The 16,324-nt window shown below is 48.8% G+C and carries 18 protein-coding genes; 4 read left to right on the top strand and 14 right to left on the bottom strand.

Annotated elements, in window-relative coordinates; genetic code table 11:
- Positions 1-178: 178 nt before the first annotated feature.
- The 3 genes from trmB to thiS all read right to left on the bottom strand — a co-directional run bounded on the left by trmB (position 179) and on the right by thiS (position 2,244).
- The gene (trmB, locus tag Q320_RS0114590) at positions 179-874 is read right to left on the bottom strand and encodes a tRNA (guanosine(46)-N7)-methyltransferase TrmB (RefSeq protein WP_051534794.1); all 696 of its coding nucleotides are present in this window, start codon (positions 872-874) and stop codon (positions 179-181) included.
- Between the two features lie 296 nt (positions 875-1,170).
- Positions 1,171-1,962, bottom strand: coding sequence for a thiazole synthase (locus tag Q320_RS0114595; protein ID WP_373277230.1), 792 nt, complete (start codon positions 1,960-1,962; stop codon positions 1,171-1,173).
- A 78-nt stretch (positions 1,963-2,040) separates the two neighbouring features.
- Positions 2,041-2,244, bottom strand: a complete 204-nt coding sequence (gene thiS / locus Q320_RS0114600; protein ID WP_035853811.1) for a sulfur carrier protein ThiS — start codon at positions 2,242-2,244, stop codon at positions 2,041-2,043.
- A gap of 215 nt (positions 2,245-2,459) precedes the next feature.
- Between thiS and Q320_RS0114605 the strand changes: the two genes are divergently transcribed.
- Positions 2,460-2,804, top strand: coding sequence for a DUF4870 domain-containing protein (locus tag Q320_RS0114605; RefSeq protein WP_027469618.1), 345 nt, complete (start codon positions 2,460-2,462; stop codon positions 2,802-2,804).
- A 140-nt stretch (positions 2,805-2,944) separates the two neighbouring features.
- Here the strand turns inward: Q320_RS0114605 and Q320_RS0114610 are convergent, their stop codons facing one another.
- The 4 genes from Q320_RS0114610 to Q320_RS0114625 form a co-directional block, all read right to left on the bottom strand.
- A complete protein-coding gene (locus Q320_RS0114610; protein WP_051534781.1) occupies positions 2,945-5,128 on the bottom strand; it encodes a RelA/SpoT family protein in 2,184 nt (727 codons plus the stop codon).
- A gap of 10 nt (positions 5,129-5,138) precedes the next feature.
- A complete protein-coding gene (gene rpoZ, locus Q320_RS0114615; protein ID WP_027469620.1) occupies positions 5,139-5,348 on the bottom strand; it encodes a DNA-directed RNA polymerase subunit omega in 210 nt (69 codons plus the stop codon).
- 91 nt (positions 5,349-5,439) lie between these two features.
- Entirely contained in the window at positions 5,440-6,054 is a 615-nt protein-coding gene (gene gmk, locus Q320_RS0114620; RefSeq protein WP_027469621.1) for a guanylate kinase, read from the bottom strand.
- Positions 6,055-6,195: 141 nt separating this feature from the next.
- Positions 6,196-7,062: a YicC/YloC family endoribonuclease gene (locus Q320_RS0114625; RefSeq protein WP_027469622.1), complete on the bottom strand. Its 867-nt coding sequence runs from the start codon at positions 7,060-7,062 to the stop codon at positions 6,196-6,198.
- Between the two features lie 351 nt (positions 7,063-7,413).
- Here Q320_RS0114625 and Q320_RS0114630 point away from each other — a divergent pair, with 351 nt between their 5' ends.
- From Q320_RS0114630 to eco, 3 genes are all read left to right on the top strand, one after another.
- A complete protein-coding gene (locus Q320_RS0114630) occupies positions 7,414-8,382 on the top strand; it encodes a serine/threonine protein kinase (protein ID WP_027469623.1) in 969 nt (322 codons plus the stop codon).
- Positions 8,379-9,287, top strand: coding sequence for a PP2C family protein-serine/threonine phosphatase (locus Q320_RS0114635; RefSeq protein WP_027469624.1), 909 nt, complete (start codon positions 8,379-8,381; stop codon positions 9,285-9,287). The genes Q320_RS0114630 and Q320_RS0114635 overlap by 4 nt, the downstream gene beginning before the upstream one ends.
- 235 nt (positions 9,288-9,522) lie before the next feature.
- Entirely contained in the window at positions 9,523-10,005 is a 483-nt protein-coding gene (gene eco / locus Q320_RS0114640) for a serine protease inhibitor ecotin (protein ID WP_027469625.1), read from the top strand.
- 204 nt (positions 10,006-10,209) lie between these two features.
- Here eco and Q320_RS0114645 read toward each other — a convergent pair whose 3' ends face one another.
- The 7 genes from Q320_RS0114645 to nirK all read right to left on the bottom strand — a co-directional run bounded on the left by Q320_RS0114645 (position 10,210) and on the right by nirK (position 16,113).
- Positions 10,210-11,433, bottom strand: a complete 1,224-nt coding sequence (locus Q320_RS0114645; protein ID WP_027469626.1) for an HD-GYP domain-containing protein — start codon at positions 11,431-11,433, stop codon at positions 10,210-10,212.
- An 82-nt stretch (positions 11,434-11,515) separates the two neighbouring features.
- A complete protein-coding gene (locus Q320_RS20045) occupies positions 11,516-12,712 on the bottom strand; it encodes an NnrS family protein (protein ID WP_051534782.1) in 1,197 nt (398 codons plus the stop codon).
- A 22-nt stretch (positions 12,713-12,734) separates the two neighbouring features.
- Positions 12,735-13,034 carry a DUF2249 domain-containing protein gene (locus Q320_RS0114655; RefSeq protein WP_245591028.1) on the bottom strand — a complete coding sequence of 100 codons (300 nt, stop codon included), beginning with the start codon at positions 13,032-13,034 and terminating at the stop codon, positions 12,735-12,737.
- A gap of 166 nt (positions 13,035-13,200) precedes the next feature.
- Positions 13,201-13,812, bottom strand: coding sequence for an SCO family protein (locus Q320_RS20050; protein WP_051534783.1), 612 nt, complete (start codon positions 13,810-13,812; stop codon positions 13,201-13,203).
- A 22-nt stretch (positions 13,813-13,834) separates the two neighbouring features.
- On the bottom strand, positions 13,835-14,575 hold the full coding sequence (locus tag Q320_RS0114665) for a formylglycine-generating enzyme family protein (RefSeq protein WP_211251238.1): 741 nt from the start codon (positions 14,573-14,575) through the stop codon (positions 13,835-13,837).
- A 26-nt stretch (positions 14,576-14,601) separates the two neighbouring features.
- Positions 14,602-14,991, bottom strand: a complete 390-nt coding sequence (locus tag Q320_RS20055) for a c-type cytochrome (RefSeq protein WP_051534784.1) — start codon at positions 14,989-14,991, stop codon at positions 14,602-14,604.
- A 75-nt stretch (positions 14,992-15,066) separates the two neighbouring features.
- Positions 15,067-16,113 (bottom strand): copper-containing nitrite reductase, encoded by a 1,047-nt coding sequence (nirK, locus tag Q320_RS0114675; RefSeq protein ID WP_211251239.1) that lies wholly within the window; start codon positions 16,111-16,113, stop codon positions 15,067-15,069.
- Positions 16,114-16,324: the final 211 nt, after the last annotated feature.

Genomic DNA, 16,324 nt, shown 5'->3' on the forward strand with positions numbered 1-16,324 from the left:
AGAGTTTCTATAGCGCAATCGAGCGCGGAGTATGTAAATTAGATTGAAGTTGAACCCACAGCACTTTGCTGCCCCGCAGCTGAGATTCGAAAACATACTCAGGAATAGTGGCGCGTTTTCACGCAAGCGTAAAGTCAAAAACCGGACTCGCCGTAGCGTGAAAACGTTCGTCTTTCTGTTATTTCTTTTTAAATACCAAATCCCACACGCCGTGGCCTAATTTGATGCCGCGATTTTCAAATTTAGTCAGTGGGCGATAATCAGGGCGTTCAGCGTACGTTTCTGCGGTATTTTCCAGCGCAGGCTCGGCGCTTAACACAGCCAACATTTGTACTGCGTAATCTTCCCAATCGGTCGCCAAATGCAAATAACCGCCAGTTTGAATCCGCGCGACGAGTTGCTGCACAAACTCAGGCTTAATCAGGCGGCGTTTATTGTGGCGCGATTTATGCCAAGGATCGGGGAAGAAAATATGCACGCCAGCCAGCGACTCGGGCTGCAACATATGCTCTAAAACTTCAACCGCATCGTGCTGCACAATGCGCAAATTGGTTAGCGATTGCTCGCCAATCAATTTCAACAAACTTCCCACGCCCGGCGTATGCACTTCAACGCCTAAGAAATCTATATCTGGCCGTTGCGCGGCGATTTCTGCCGTCGCTGTACCCATACCAAAACCGATCTCCAACACGCGCGGCGCAGCACGGCCAAAAGCGGCGTCTAAATCGAGTACATTTGGGCTGTAATCAATACAGATCGACGGGCCAAATTCTTCCAATGCACGCGCCTGAGCGGTGGATAAATGCCCTTGGCGCAATACAAAACTACGAATTTTACGCAGTTTAAATGCTTCAATTTCTGGCGTGTCGGCCATAGCGCTGACTGCGGGAGCTTGTTCGTTTTCCATCTTCATTCCTTAATCGATTGCCTGATAAAAAACGCCGCAACATCGTCGATGCTGCGGCATTTTTATTGAATACGCGTATGGTAAAACGGCAAGCCCAATTCACCAAGCTTTGCGCGTTAAATGGTGAGTGGCAGCATTGAATGTTGGCTTGCCAAAAATCGTTTTACTTCTGGCAAGCCAACATAAAAATAGGGGTATTTAATTGCAGCCAATATTTATTAATAGCTACAGGTAAATACCCATTAAAATCAGAAAAACCCGCTTTATTTCGCCGCAATCAATCCGGTCGTCGGGCTCGATGGATCAGCGCTATAGAATTTGCGTGGTACGCGCCCTGCTAAAAAGGCTTCACGGCCTGCTTGTACGGCCAGCTTCATCGCACGTGCCATGCGAATTGGATCCTTCGCGCCAGCAATTGCCGTATTCATCAAAATACCGTCGCAACCCAGCTCCATCGCAATCGCCGCATCCGACGCTGTGCCCACGCCTGCATCAATCAGCACCGGTACTTTGGCCGAATCAATAATCAGACGCAAATTCCACGGATTGATAATCCCCATGCCCGAACCAATCAAGGACGCCAGCGGCATAATCGCGCAGCAGCCGATTTGCTCGAGTTCTTTGGCGATAATCGGATCATCCGACGTATACACCATCACATCAAAACCATCGGCAACGAGAATTTCCGCCGCTTTCAAAGTTTCGCGCACATTCGGGTACAGCGTATGTGGATCGCCCAACACTTCCAATTTCACTAATTTGTGACCGTCGAGCAATTCACGCGCGAGGCGCAAAGTGCGCACCGCGTCATCACAGTTGTAGCAACCTGCCGTATTCGGCAAATAGGTGTATTGCGACGGAGGCAACGCATCGAGCAAAGACGGTTGTGATGCATCTTGTCCCAAGTTAACGCGGCGAATCGCCACGGTAACGATTTCCGCGCCCGATTCATCCACCGCAGCGCGCGTTTGCGCGAAATCTTGATATTTACCCGTGCCCACAATCAGACGTGATTGATAAGTTTTACCTGCAATTTGAAATAGTTCTGACATCATAAGCCCCTGCGGATTAACAATATATTCTATAGGTATATCAATGCAGGCTAATTCAATAAAAGCCTACAGGCTAATACCCTATCCACCACCCACTGCAACGACCATTTCAAGCACATCACCATCTTGCAGCATCGTTTGCTCGTATTGGCTTTTCGGGACGATTTCGCCATTTTGCTCAATGGCAATGCGTTTACCCGTTAATTCCAAAGCAATCACCAACTCAGCAATATTCAGCACAGCCGGAAATTCACGCGCAGCACCGTTAATTGAAACTTGAATCATTTGTTTTCCTCAGGCCGCAATACCAATTAAATGTAGCAATAGTTTATCACGCCAAAGGCGTTCAAATTTGACGCCGCGCAGGACTTGCTACACTCAGGCATTGCAACGAGACTTGCAGCAAGTTTGACCGCCAAGCATTGCAAACGTTAAGCTGTTTGAATTATTTCTAATCCGCGCCGTCAGCAAAATGGCAGCACACAACGTGAGATCCTAATATGAATGAAGCTGAAATCCGCCCAACGCCTAGCAATGAAACCAATAACATCGTGCTACTGATTTGGCTGGGCACTTTATTTTTTGGTTTTATCCCTTCGCTGATTATTTATTTGGTCAAAAAAGATGATGCGCTCGTTACCGATCAAGCCAAAGAAGCGCTCAATTGGTCAATTACGACCATGATTGGTTACGCGATTAGTTGGATTTTGATGTTTGTGTTGATTGGCTTTTTAGTTTTGCCACTCGTGGGCTTATGCCATGTGGTGTTTTGCATTTTGGGCGCAGTGAACGCGGGCAAAGGTGAAGCTTACCGCCTGCCATTTAATATTCGTTTACTAAAATAAAATCACGCACGTGAACAAAAAAGCCTAGCTATCAGTAGCTAGGCTTTTTTGTAAGTACTCGTGCAAAAATTTTATGGTAAGACGGACAAGCCGCAGATAATCATACGGCAAGGCGAGACAACGATGCCAAAAGAGTTTTGCTAAGCGCGGACACGCTGTAATCGGTAGACAACGGGCAGTCGGCGCAGGCTTTTTAATACTTTAGCCAAATGCTGACGATGATTGACTTGCAAGGTGAATTGCACGCTCAAATACCGCTCATGCGAATCAATCTTATCGCCCATCGTCACCGCAGAAATATCCGCTTCAGCTTCGGCAATCGCCGCTGCCAGCGCAGCTAAAGTCCCACGCTCATTTTCGGCCAACACTTTAACGGGCACATCAAACAAACGCGCGACTTCTGGATCCCAATCGACATCGATCAATTTCTCGGCATCGATACGGCCTTTGGAAACTTGTGGGCAATCGTGCGTATGCACCACCAAGCCTTGATCTTTTTTGACGAAGCCCAAAATCGGATCGCCCGGAATCGGGTTACAGCAGCGCGCAAACTGAATGGCCATCCCTTCCGTGCCGCGAATCGATACCGACATCGGTTTTTTGCCTTGGCGACCATCTTCAGACCACGTACCGGCCAATTGCAGCAAGCGCTTGGCCACGACGACGCCCAATTTTTGCCCCAAACCAATATCGGCTAGCACCGAATCTCGCGATTTTTCGCCGCTTTCGCGTAGGAATTTTTCCCAAATATCGTCATTCACGTGCAATGGCTGTTGCAGCGCCGAAAACGCTTGATTCAGCAAACGCTCACCTAAATGCACCGACTCATCAAAGCGCATGGTGCGTAGGAAATGCCGGATTTGTGAACGCGCTTTTCCGGTAGTCACAAACGCGAGCCAACTTGGGTTCGGCCGCGCATGCGCCGCCATCACGATCTCAACGTGATCGCCATTTTTAAGCTTATTACGCAGCGGCACCAGTTCGTGATTGACCTTAGCAGCGATACAACGATTACCAATGTCGGTATGCACTGCATAGGCAAAATCAACGCAGGTCGCACCATTAGGCAGACTCAAAATCGTGCCTTTTGGCGTAAACACATACACTTGATCGGGGAATAAATCGACTTTGATGTGCTCTAGAAATTCAACCGCATCGCCCGACTCGGATTGCAGCTCAAGCAAAGATTGCAACCATTGATGCGTTTTTTGCTGCACATCAGAAAAACCTTCATCGCCACTTTTATACATCCAATGGCTAGCGACGCCCGCATCGGCAATGCGATGCATTTCGGCAGTACGAATTTGCACTTCAATCGGCGTGCCGTAGGGGCCAAATAAGGTGGTATGCAGGCTTTGATAACCATTGGTTTTGGCAATGGCGATGTAATCTTTAAACTTGCCCGGAATCGGCTTAAACAGCGAATGCAAAGCGCCCAAGGTCAAATAACAGTGTGGGATGTCTTTAACAATCACGCGAAACGCGTAAATATCCAGCACTTCGGAAAAGCTCAAATGCTTTTCCAACATCTTGCGATAAATCGAATACAGATTTTTCTCGCGCCCCGTCACCACCGCGTCAATATTTTGCGCCTGCAGTTTGGACTGGATCGAATCGAGAATTTTTTGCACCACTTCGCGGCGGTTACCGCGTGCAGATTTAAGTGCTTTGGATAAAACATGATGGCGGCGTGGATGGATGTATTTAAACGCCAAATCATCCAGCTCTTGATACACCGCGTTCAAGCCGATGCGATTGGCAATCGGCGCATAAATTTCCATCGTTTCACGCGCAATGCGCTTTTGCTTATCCGCGCGCATTGAATCCATCGTGCGCATATTGTGCAAACGATCAGCGAGCTTAATCAGCATCACGCGCAAATCACGCGCCATTGCCAACAGCATTTTGCGGAAATTTTCGGCTTGCGCTTCTTCTTTGCTTTGGAATTCCAGCTTATCGATTTTACTCATACCATCGACCAGCTCGGCGACGGTTTTACCAAATTTTTCGGTAAGTTCGAGCTTGGTGACGCCACTGTCTTCCATGACGTCGTGCATCAGCGCCGCAGCGAGCGCCTGCGCATCCAGCTTCCATTGCGTCAAAATCCCAGCCACGGCCAGTGGATGCGAAATATACGGTTCGCCCGAACGACGCATCTGACCACGATGCGCGCTTTCCGCAAACAAAAAAGCCGAGAGCAACATCTCTCGGTCTTCTTTTTTTAAATACGCGGTTTTCTCATTTAGAAAGCGATTCGCTTCCTCGATCACCTCCGGTGCATCAGTCAGAGCCGGCACATCAGCAGAAGTGATCATGATACTCATCGTGCGCCTTTTAGCTGCGCGTGCGCGTTAGAATTTCAACGCCAACCAAGCCAGCCGACATTTCGCGCAAGGCCAATACGGTTGGTTTTTCACGACCGTTGTTTTCAACTTGTGGCGTAGAACCGTTTTCGATTTGGCGTGCGCGAAAAGCGGCAGCCAAAGTCAGGTCAAAACGGTTAGGAATGCGATCAAGGCAATCTTCAATAGTTACACGAGCCATGGGGTATATCTCCGAGTGCGGTTTGGCCCAGCGAGGGGCGAAACCGCCTATTATATCACTTATACTACTTGACGAAGCTTGACGAAGAAAATTAGCCTTTTAAGCTTGAAATCAACGCAGTATGGCGCACAGATTGGCGTGCCAAGGTCAAACGTTGCGCCCGAACTACGGCCACAATGTCACGCACTGCGTCATCGATATGCTCGTTCACAATGACGAAATCAAATTCATCCACGTGATTGACCTCTTCTTTTGCCACTGCCATGCGGCGCGCAATCACTTCTTCGCTGTCTTTACCACGTCCGCGCAGACGATTTTCTAGCGTTTCTAGGCTAGGTGGCAAAATAAACAAGCCAATCGCCGTAGGGAATAAACGACGGACTTGCTCCGCGCCCTGCCAATCGATTTCAAGCAGAATATCGCGGCCATTATCCATTACGTCGTTGATCCAAACTTGCGAAGTGCCATAATAATTGCCATACACTTCGGCAAATTCCAGCAATTCATTCGCAGCAATCATGCGCTCAAACTCAGTGCGATCAACAAAGTGATAGTCTTTACCATCCACTTCACCGGCACGCGGCGGGCGCGTCGTGAATGAAATCGACAATTGCACCTGTGAATCAGCCGCTAATAACGCCGCCACCAAGGTCGTTTTTCCTGCGCCCGAAGGCGCCGTCACCACGAATAAATTACCTTTGGCCATAATCTTGTTTCTTCCTAAAAATATTGTAAGTAATAAGGCAAAAATTTTCTTGCATCGTTGTCTCGCCTAGCCGTACTAGATGTACTGTCTGCGACTTCGACGCCTTGCCATAAAACTTTTGCACGTGTACTTATTGCTAGTTTATTCGATATTTTGCACTTGTTCGCGCATTTGTTCGATCAAGACCTTCAATTCCATCGAAACTTTGGAGGTTTCAACCGAAACGGATTTTGAACCTAAAGTATTGGCTTCACGATTGAGTTCTTGCATTAAGAAATCCAAACGTTTACCTACATTGCCGCCTTTTTTCAAAATACGGCGCAATTCAATCAAATGCGTTTGCAAGCGATCAATTTCTTCGAGCACATCGACCTTTTGCGCAAACATCACCATTTCTTGGCGCACACGGTCGTCTTCTGCGCTGCCAATGGCTTCTAAGAAGCGTTGCGTCAATTTCGCTTCGTAATCGATAACGATTTGCGGAATCAGCGGTTTCACGCCCGCGATTAATGCATCCATCGCCGTTACACGTTCAAGCAAAATTTCAGCCAGCTTCTCGCCTTCACGACCACGGCTGGCTAAAAAGTCGTCCAAGGCCACATCCAAAGCTTCTAAGGCAGTCGCCTGCAATAACTCAGTCGGCAAGGCATCCGATTCAATCACACCGGGCCAACGCAAGATATCGGCCATGCGCAAATCACCTGCGCTCGCTTGGTGTTCCTTAACTTGATCTGCAAGGCGTAGCAATTCAGCGACCAAAGCGTTGTTTAGGCGCAACTGCGTATTAGCAGCATCGCGGGCATTAAAATTGAGTCGGCACTCGAGCTTGCCACGATTGAGGCGGCCACTGAGTTTCTCGCGAATCGCACCTTCTAAAGCGCGAAATTCCTCTGGCAATCTAAGGGTTAGATCTAAAAAGCGATGGTTGACGGCACGCAACTCGACCGATAATACGCCATGGGATAATTCTCTTTGGGCACTTGCGTAGCCAGTCATGCTATAAATCATATTAATTCCTTTAATGCTCGCCGCTTTACAGTTACAGCGGCAGGGCTGACACTAAGGTTCTGTTGACACTTGTTTTACGCTCGCGCTGGAGCGATTTTCGAAGTGAATCAAGGCGTAGTAAGCGATACATAGTCATTCTATGTGAGCTTGCTACAACACAGAGTCACCTCGAAAAGCGCCCAGCCCTTCGGGTTTGGCGGCTTTGGGCCTGACACTACGTTACGGAGCGCTGGTGTAGAATGACTACACTGCGCACCCCGTGCCTTGTTTCAGGCCAAAATCCGCACAAACGCGAGTGTAAAACAAGCGTCAACAGAACCTAAACACTTACGAGTATAACTAAAACTAAGCATGGCCACCCCAAGCAATCAACCGCTCGCACGCGGTTACCAATTACAGAACTACACCGTCGCCAAGCTGCTTTCAGCGGGCGGCTTTAGTATTGTCTATTTAGCCCACGATGAGCACGACTACCCCGTTGCCATCAAAGAATACCTACCCAATTCGCTGGCGCTACGCAAAGAAGGCGTTGTCGTGCAAGCGGTGAGCGAAGAACACATCGCACTGTTTCGCCATGGCTTGAAATGTTTTTTTGAAGAAGGCAAAACTTTAGCCCGAATCCAGCATCCCAATATCGTTCGCGTACTGAATTTTTTCCGTGCGAACGATACGGTTTATATGGTCATGGAGTACGAACGTGGCCGTACTTTGCAAAAAGAAATTCAGATCAATCATGAACGCGAAGGCGTGGATGAAAGACTGATCCGCAGCGTATTTTATAATTTGCTCAATGGCCTACGCGAAGTTCATCTTAATAAACTACTGCATTTAGATATCAAGCCCGCCAATATATATATCCGCAAAGACGGCTCGCCGGTGTTGCTCGATTTTGGCTCTGCGCGCCAATCGCTGACTGCCGAGCATTCCCGCCTTACGCCGATGTATACGCCCGGTTTTGCGGCGCCTGAACAATATCGCAAAAAAGAACAGCTTGGGCCTTGGACGGATATTTACGGCATTGGCTCATCCATGTTTGCGTGTATTTCTGGCACTGCGCCACAAGCGGCCGATAGCCGAGAAAAAGAAGATAAGGTTCAGCGTCTTGAAATTGCCTACGGCGATCGTTATTCCCCTGAGCTACTCAATTTAATTCATCAGTGCCTTGAAATTGATCACGAAAAACGGCCACAAAGTGTGCTGCAAATCCAAAAACTACTCCTTGAGCCTGGTTCTGCACCCAGCAAAAAGAGTAATTTAATCAGCACGCTAAAACGCAAATGGATCGAAATAAGCCGCCCTAAAAGCAGGGAAGACGCATGAAATTCTCGGTATTCCAAGAAACTCGTAAAGGCGGTCGGCAATACAATCAAGATCGATTTGGCTATTCATATAGCCGCGACTCACTGCTCTTGGTAGTCGCCGATGGCATGGGCGGGCATTTGCATGGTGAAGTTGCTGCACAAATTACCGTTGAACTCCTCAGCGATCAGTTTCAAAAGAAAGCCAATCCGATTATTTTTAATCCTGCCGAGTTTTTGCAAGATGCGTTGATGAGCTGTCACGATGCAATCTACAACTACGCGATTGCGCACCATTTGATCGAAGTGCCGCGCACGACGGTCGTGACTTGCATTTTGCAAGATGGCATTGTGTATTGGGCGCACGTTGGCGATTCACGCTTTTATATGATTCGAGACGGCAAAGCGATCGCTCAAACGCGCGATCATTCAAAGGTGCGAAAATTAGTAGATGCAGGGCTGATTACTGAACAAGAAGCCATGCATCACGCCGAAAAAAATAAAATCTATAACTGCATCGGCGGCAGTTTATTACCCGAAATTGAAATCGGCGGCAAAGTCGTTCTCAATGATGGCGATGCTTTATTGCTGTGTACCGATGGCTTTTGGGGATCGCTCGCCGAAGGCGAAATTACGCACTTTTTGTCCTCATTCCCTGTGATGTTTTCAGTGCCACAATTAATGGATAGAGCTGAAATTCGTGGTGGCGCGTATGGCGACAACCTCACTGCGCTCGCGATCAATTGGCACGATAGCAATGATTTTCCTGATACCGAAGCCTTTGTTTCTACACAAAAACTCGATGCCAATACCGTCAGCACGCATATCGATGCACTCACTATGGCTTCTACACCAGAAATCAGTGACGATGACATCGAAAAAGCCATCGCCGAAATCCAAGCCGCCATCAATAAATACTCACGCTAGCGTTTTTCAGCGCGAAGTACTCGTGCAAAAATTTTCCAGCAAGGCGCAGCGCCCGCAGACAATATGTTTATTACGGCCAGTAGCTACAACGATGCTGGAGAGCTTTTGCCTTATTACTTAGCGATGTTAATAATTGCATCTATTCGTAGTCTATTTTCTTTATGATGGGCGAACACGATTGTGGCATTTCTAATTCTTGCCATTTGAATGACACCAAACACATCGGAGTATTTGCATGAAACTATCTTCATCCGTTCTCGCCTTAAGTTTACTCACTTGCGGCACAGCATTCGCTGCCCCCAGCGCCACGCCCGATCCAATGAAACCATTTCCTGCTGCCGAAGCAGGCATGGTGCGCAAGGTGATTCATTTGCCTAGCGTCGCCAATCCTGAACTGTATCGCGTGCAATTATTGCCAGGCAAAGTAATGGAAGTCGATTGCAACCGCTCGCGCTTAAGCGGCACGATGACTGAAAAAACTGCAGAAGGTTGGGGCTTTAATTATTGGGTGGTCGACCAAGTTCAGCCGGGTCCAAGCACCATGATGGCTTGCCCACCGAATGCGAAAAAGAAACAAGAATTCGTTGCGATTTATTCTGAACAGTTGCACCGCTACAACGCCAAGTTACCACTCGTTGTGTACGTGCCTGAGGGCATCGAGCTGCGCTATCGGGTTTTCTCTGCCAAAGAGAAAACCAAAACCGCCGTCAACCAATAAGTAGATAAGCAAAAAATTTCTTGCATCGTTATCTTGCCTTGTCGTACTTGATGTACTGCCTGCGGCTTCGATGCCTTGCCATAAAATTTTTGCATTAATAACTTAATTAATTCCAATTTTAAATCAAACGTGACACGAAGGTGAGCAGCAAACAGTGCTGTAGCACGCGACACCGACAATTCAGGGTTGAATTCAAAACTGGAATTACGCGACGGCAAACAAAAACTGGGCTACGTTAATCCCCCATTTCGCGGGATCTTCGTGGCCCATAATTTTATCTGCGCCACCCTGCCCCATAGGCCGAGCTAAATCCACAATCGCTGGCGTGATATAGGTATTGGACTTGGTACTAAAAATCACTTTAAGCTTCGGTTGCAGCAAACTGCCTTCATTTTGCTCCAAGACCACACCCAAACGACCCGACTCCAAACGCACCAAAGTTCCCACCGGATAAATCCCTACCGTGCGCATAAACGCTTGCACCAATTCGGGGTTAAAGTGAAATTTGCTCCATTCCCATAATTTACGCAGCCCTTCAGTGGCTGGCATACCAACGTGATAGCAGCGATCCGATGTAATCGCGTCATACACATCCACCACCGCCGCCATTTGCGCCATTTGGCTGATTTCGCTACCGGGTAACTTATACGGATAACCCGTGCCATCCATGCGTTCATGGTGATGCAAAGTGATATCCAGCGGAATCGCTTCCATGCCGTCGATATCTTTGAGGATTTTCCAACCCTCCTCGGGATGCGTGCGCATAATGGCAAATTCGGCTTCGGTCAAACGGCCTGGTTTATTCAAAATATTATTCGGCACTTTCATTTTGCCCGTGTCGTGCAATAGGCCGCCCATGCCTGCCAAACGAATCAAATCTCGATCTAAGCCCATCGACTGGGCAAAGGTCACCATCAAAGTACAGACGCTCACCGAATGCAAAAACGTATATTCGTCTTTATCTTTAATCGCCGATAAACCCACCAAAGCGCCGCTATTCCTGAGCACCGATTCGGTAATGTCCTCGACAACATTAGCGACATTTTCCAGCTGAATCGCCTGCCCTAAGCGAACATCACGCATCACTGTTTTGACGGCATTAGTCGCTTGCAGATGGATTTTCTGCGCCCGAGCCAGCTCTTCACCATAAGAAATTCGGATAATCGGCGACGGTGCTTCGGCAATCCGCAGCAAATCAGCATCCAGCTCCGCATTCACTTCTTCGAGCGTGGGCGCATCGGCCAAGTCCAAACCACGCTCGGTGTCGATATACACTTCGTGCACGCCGGTCGCGGTGATTTTGGCGATTTCTTCATCATTTTGAATGACGAATTTATTGCGTACAAACGGGTGATCCATCCAATCGAGATTTAAATCGTGGATGAACATACCGGGCTTGATGTACTCTGCGGGAATTTTTTTTATCATCAGGTTTGCACTTACGAAAGTAGCTTCATCGTAGTACAGCCTACACCCCATCGCAGTAAAACCTCAATCGGGGCTAGCCCACCTAACCCGCAGCACCGTCCACACGCGCCTGCCAATACATCGGCAAATACACGCGGCTCCATGCCACTAAAGCCAGCAGCGCCAATAATGCCGCCAGTGCATATGCAGCAGCTTGAATCGCAGGAAAAATCTCCCCAAGCACGCGGGCCAGCGCCACGCCATGCATAGACCAATAACACGTCCACGCCACACCGCCGGTGAGCAAAGGGCGACCTGAATGCCCCAAAGTGACGCGCGTGACAAACGCCAGCAACATACAACAGAAAAAACCCAAGGTCAGCGCATGTAGCGATGCAAAACCAAGTCCATTATGCCCTGCTAGTTTGAGCACTTCACTGATACTGGAAAGTAACATCGCCAAACCCGCCCAAGCAAAAGCCGCGTGCAACATCGCGAGCAATTTCACTTTAAACGATTTACGTAAATCCCAGCGCCAAGTGGTATACAGCAACACACTCGCCATGATGGCATCAACTATAAAGGTATTGATCTGAAAGCCAATCAATACAATGCGTAGCAATGAACACCCGACCAGAGTATATAGCCACCAAGTTGGTCGCCATGGGCTATAAGGCTGCAAAGCCGTGCCAGAGAAAAATGGAATCATTCGGTGGCTCACCGCCAAAAACACTGGCAGCAGCAAGCCCCACACGCCGATCTGTACCGACCAAAGCCACGCAATAGTATTCCCAGTTGCCGCCCAAAATACAGCGCTCAGCAATCCGATCAATCCCAACGTAAACGCCAACGCAATCACCCGCGCATGCAGTTGATCTGTCACTTGGCTGTTTAAAATCGCCCGAATCCATAAAGCCAAGCCAGCCAGCCATGCTATGGCTTGCACGCTGATGCCTAGCACCAGCAATGAGGTATTGACCGTAGAGGCAATGACAACAATGCCACCAAGTAGATACCCCAACATTACAGGAGCATAACGTCGCAAACTGGGGCTAGGCACACTCAGCCAGCGCGGCCCTGCCGTATAAATAAAGCCAAGCATAAACAAGGGAAAAAAGCTGTACGTCATACTGTAAGCATGCAAAAACATCGGTACCACCGCACTTGGCAACACCAAGCCTTGCCAGCGCCCCAGCATATGCACGCCCCACCACGTAAAGCTCAATAAGAGCAGCACGCCACCGGCCAGAAAACCCAGTCGATGCGGTGCGGCGATAGTTTGTTTTAGTGCTCGCTTCATAGCGCGCTCCTTATGCGATTCATCAACCGTTGCAATGCCCGCAACACGGCGCACCCGTCGTTGCATCGCTGATTTTGTCGATTTTCACTTGCCAAATCAGTGGGCCGTCTTGCAAATAATCCCAAGTAAACGCGCCCGCAAACCGCTCGGTAAATTGCGCTTGCAAGGGGCTAGGACGGTGATCGTTCACCAGTTCCATCGCTTCCCCCGCTTTGAGCGATTCAAAGGTTTTAAAAATCAGCGCATGCCGATCAACGGGCGCAATGGTTCGAACATCGATGCGAGTGATGACGTTGATTTGATTCATGTTAGCGATGCTCATGTCGGAATCCTTTCTGCAAATTAAACATACAAATTATATACATATTAAAATACCACGATGACGCCCTATCAATCAACACAATAGATACTGGTTCAGCACCCAACTGATTAAGGTCAAAAAAAACGCCCTGCTAATACAGAGCGCTCAATGGGAGGAAATCATAAAACTATTTTTTAACGAGCTGCGTCTGCATCGCCGAAAGGATAATAGGATCGGGAATCACGCTCAGCGTATCGCTACTCGCCACGATGTTGCCCTGCTGATCGAGCAGCACAAAACGCGTGTTATGGTTAATTTCACCATTTGCACCACGCCGATATTTCACGCCCAGCGCCGCCGCTAATTGTCGTGTGTGCACGTCACTATCACTCACCGCCAAGCTGGCATTTTGTGGGTTAAACCCATGTATTTTCGCTAATCCAGCCAAAGATTTGGCGGTATCAACGCCGGGATTCAAACTAATCATTAGCGCGTGAACTGAAGCTGCGTGCTGACTAGGTACGGCAGCCAAAGTACGCTTAATATTTTCAAGCACAATCGGGCAAGACACATTGCAATCGCCGTAAAACATCGTCACCACCGTTAATTGGGCAGGTGCATCGCCAAGCTGAAAAGCTTGCCCTTGCTGATTCATCAATGGCGTTTTAAGTTGAAACAACGAGTCGCCGCTGACGGGCGCAGCAACCGCACTCGCATGATGCGCGGCGTGTTCATCACAAGCGCCTGCACTAATGGCAAAAAGACCGCAAAAACTCAAAATCAACGCTTTATTCAACATGATAAAACTTCCTGTTATGTCGCTATTTTAAGGATTGCAGCGCTGGTTTCGCGCAGCGAAATCCCAATGTATTCACGCTATCCTGCCCCTTGAGTGCGGTCAGCAAGGCAATCCGCATCAGCACTGCATAATTTTCTTTATCGCCCAAAGACAATGCCGCTGCGCCGCAAGTTTCTAGCACTTTTTGCTCGCCCTGCGCGCGACTATCCACATTCACAAACAGGCCGTTAAAATCATCCACCCATTCCCAAATCGACTGATGCAAATCGTAAACGCCGTAAAAATTGGCCGGATGTCGCCCTGCTGCGGGTAAAACGTCGGTACTCAGCGTTTCATACCAGCCCAAGATTTTGGCGCGCCACAGCGGATCTTTGCGCGCATCAGGCCGTGTTTCATCGGCGGCAGCGGCAAACTCCCATTGCGACCACGTCGGCAATGCCGCGCCTTCCGTTTCACAAAATGCACTCGCAGCAAACCAGCTCACTTGTGTCACCGGTGCTGCAGGCGTGTTGGGTGAAAAATCCAGCGGCGCTGCCCAGCTAGCGAGATAATTTTCGCCAGCAAACAGCGTTGCCACCTGATCCCGCTGCCACTTTGGATTACGCTGCAAAAACTGCTTAAATTCTGCATTGCTCACCGGTAGCGTGCGCAATTGATACGCCGCCACTTGCACCGTTTCGCCATCGAGTGGCAAAGCGGTACGCAGCGTGCCACCCGCAATCGGCACATAATCAGCAGCAAATACGCTACTGATTAAACTCATGCCCAATAGCCTGGCGGCGGCGATTTTCATTTTGCGACTCGCAGTTTTTTCACTTGCTCCACTTTCAGCGTTGGCTTGCCCGCATTGAGCGCCACGCTGACATAATTGAGCACATCGGTCATTTCTTGATCGGTCAAATTTTGCGCCGGCATCGCAGAATTAAATTTCTGCCCATTCACTGTCACTTCGCCCGTCATACCCTGATCGAGAATTTTAACCAAAGTGGCTGGCGTCGCTTTTTTGAAAAAATCCGATTTAGCCAGCGGCGGAAATGCGCCGGGCAAACCCTCCCCCGTCGCCATATGACAGGCGACGCAGATTCGGTCATAAACGACTTTACCCGCACTCACATCCGCAGAAAATACAGGCATCATCAACAAACTGGAGCACAGCACCAGCAAAGATTTCTTTAGCATCTTAATTACCCCTAGTTGGTATATAGATGTAGCCATTATTAAAATTAGGCTACATCTACATACATCTAAAAACGATCATTCCGCGCTCAATTTGCTATTCACGCCTTTGCTATAGATTTCTGGATGCTCATCCCCCGTCACCGACATAATCCCGATCGCGCCTTTATGGAAAGCACGGCTCAAAGCATGATCAACCAAGGTCAAATTGCCCGGCACTTTCGGTACAAATTCAACAATCGTCGATCCGCCCGGTGGCACCACGGTGGTTTGGACTTGCTCTTGGAATTTCGTGCCGCCTTCAAAATAAACTTTATCGAATACCGCGCCGATCACATGGAAACTCGACATCAAATTCGGCCCGCCCGAACCAAAGTAAATCCGCACTTTGTCGTCCACTTTGGCGGTCAGCGCATTTTTGCCAGTCAGTGCATTCGATGCGCCGTTAAACAGCACATAGCTGGCGTTTTCATTAATCGACTTTTGCATATCAAACGGCTGCAAGCCGCCCGCGCCAAATGCGCCCGGCGTGTAAAAATCGCCCTGCATCACGTAATACTCTTTATCCACGGGCGCTAGGCCTTCTTCAGGCTCAACCAAAATCATGCCGTACATACCGTTGGCGATATGCATCGCCACCGGCGCGGTCGCGCAGTGATACACGTACAAGCCAGGATTGAGTGCTTTAAAGGTGAATTTGGCCTGATTACCTGGCGCAATCAACGTTTGCGGTGCGCCACCGCCCGGGCCAGAAACGGCGTGCAAATCAATATTGTGTGGCAGCTTGCTGCTGGCCAGATTCTTTAAATTGAGCTCGACGGTATCACCTTGACGCACGCGTATCATTTTGCCCGGTACGGTGCCGCCAAACGTCCAAAACGTGTATTTCGTGCCCGGCGTAATTTCACGCACCATTTCTTCAACGGTGAGATTCACAATTACTTTCGCGGGTGTTTTGCGCGTAATCGGCGCAGGCACATTCGGCGGCGCGAGCAAGACCGCGGTTTCAACGGGTAAGGCGTCAGTATTCGCCCACACCGAAGGCGCAAACGCCGCGCACACCGCCAGCGCCAAAATTGGCAAAGCGACTTTTTTTACCGCCCAACTACAGCATTCCATAGCCATGATCCTGCTCCTGTTAACACGTTTTGATACGTATATGTTGTAACTAATAAGCATCTTTAATATTGACAATTGTCAACATAGATATTAAATACACATTTAATTTTAGGTAAGCCATTTTTGCCAATAAAAACGGCGCACAAGGCGCCGTATCGTTTTGAATTTACGTTGTTTTTTCGCCTCAAACTGCAAAAAAATCATCCATCAAAGTGAG

Origin of the sequence: Deefgea rivuli DSM 18356, from assembly GCF_000620145.1 — a bacterium.
GTDB lineage: Bacteria > Pseudomonadota > Gammaproteobacteria > Burkholderiales > Chitinibacteraceae > Deefgea > Deefgea rivuli.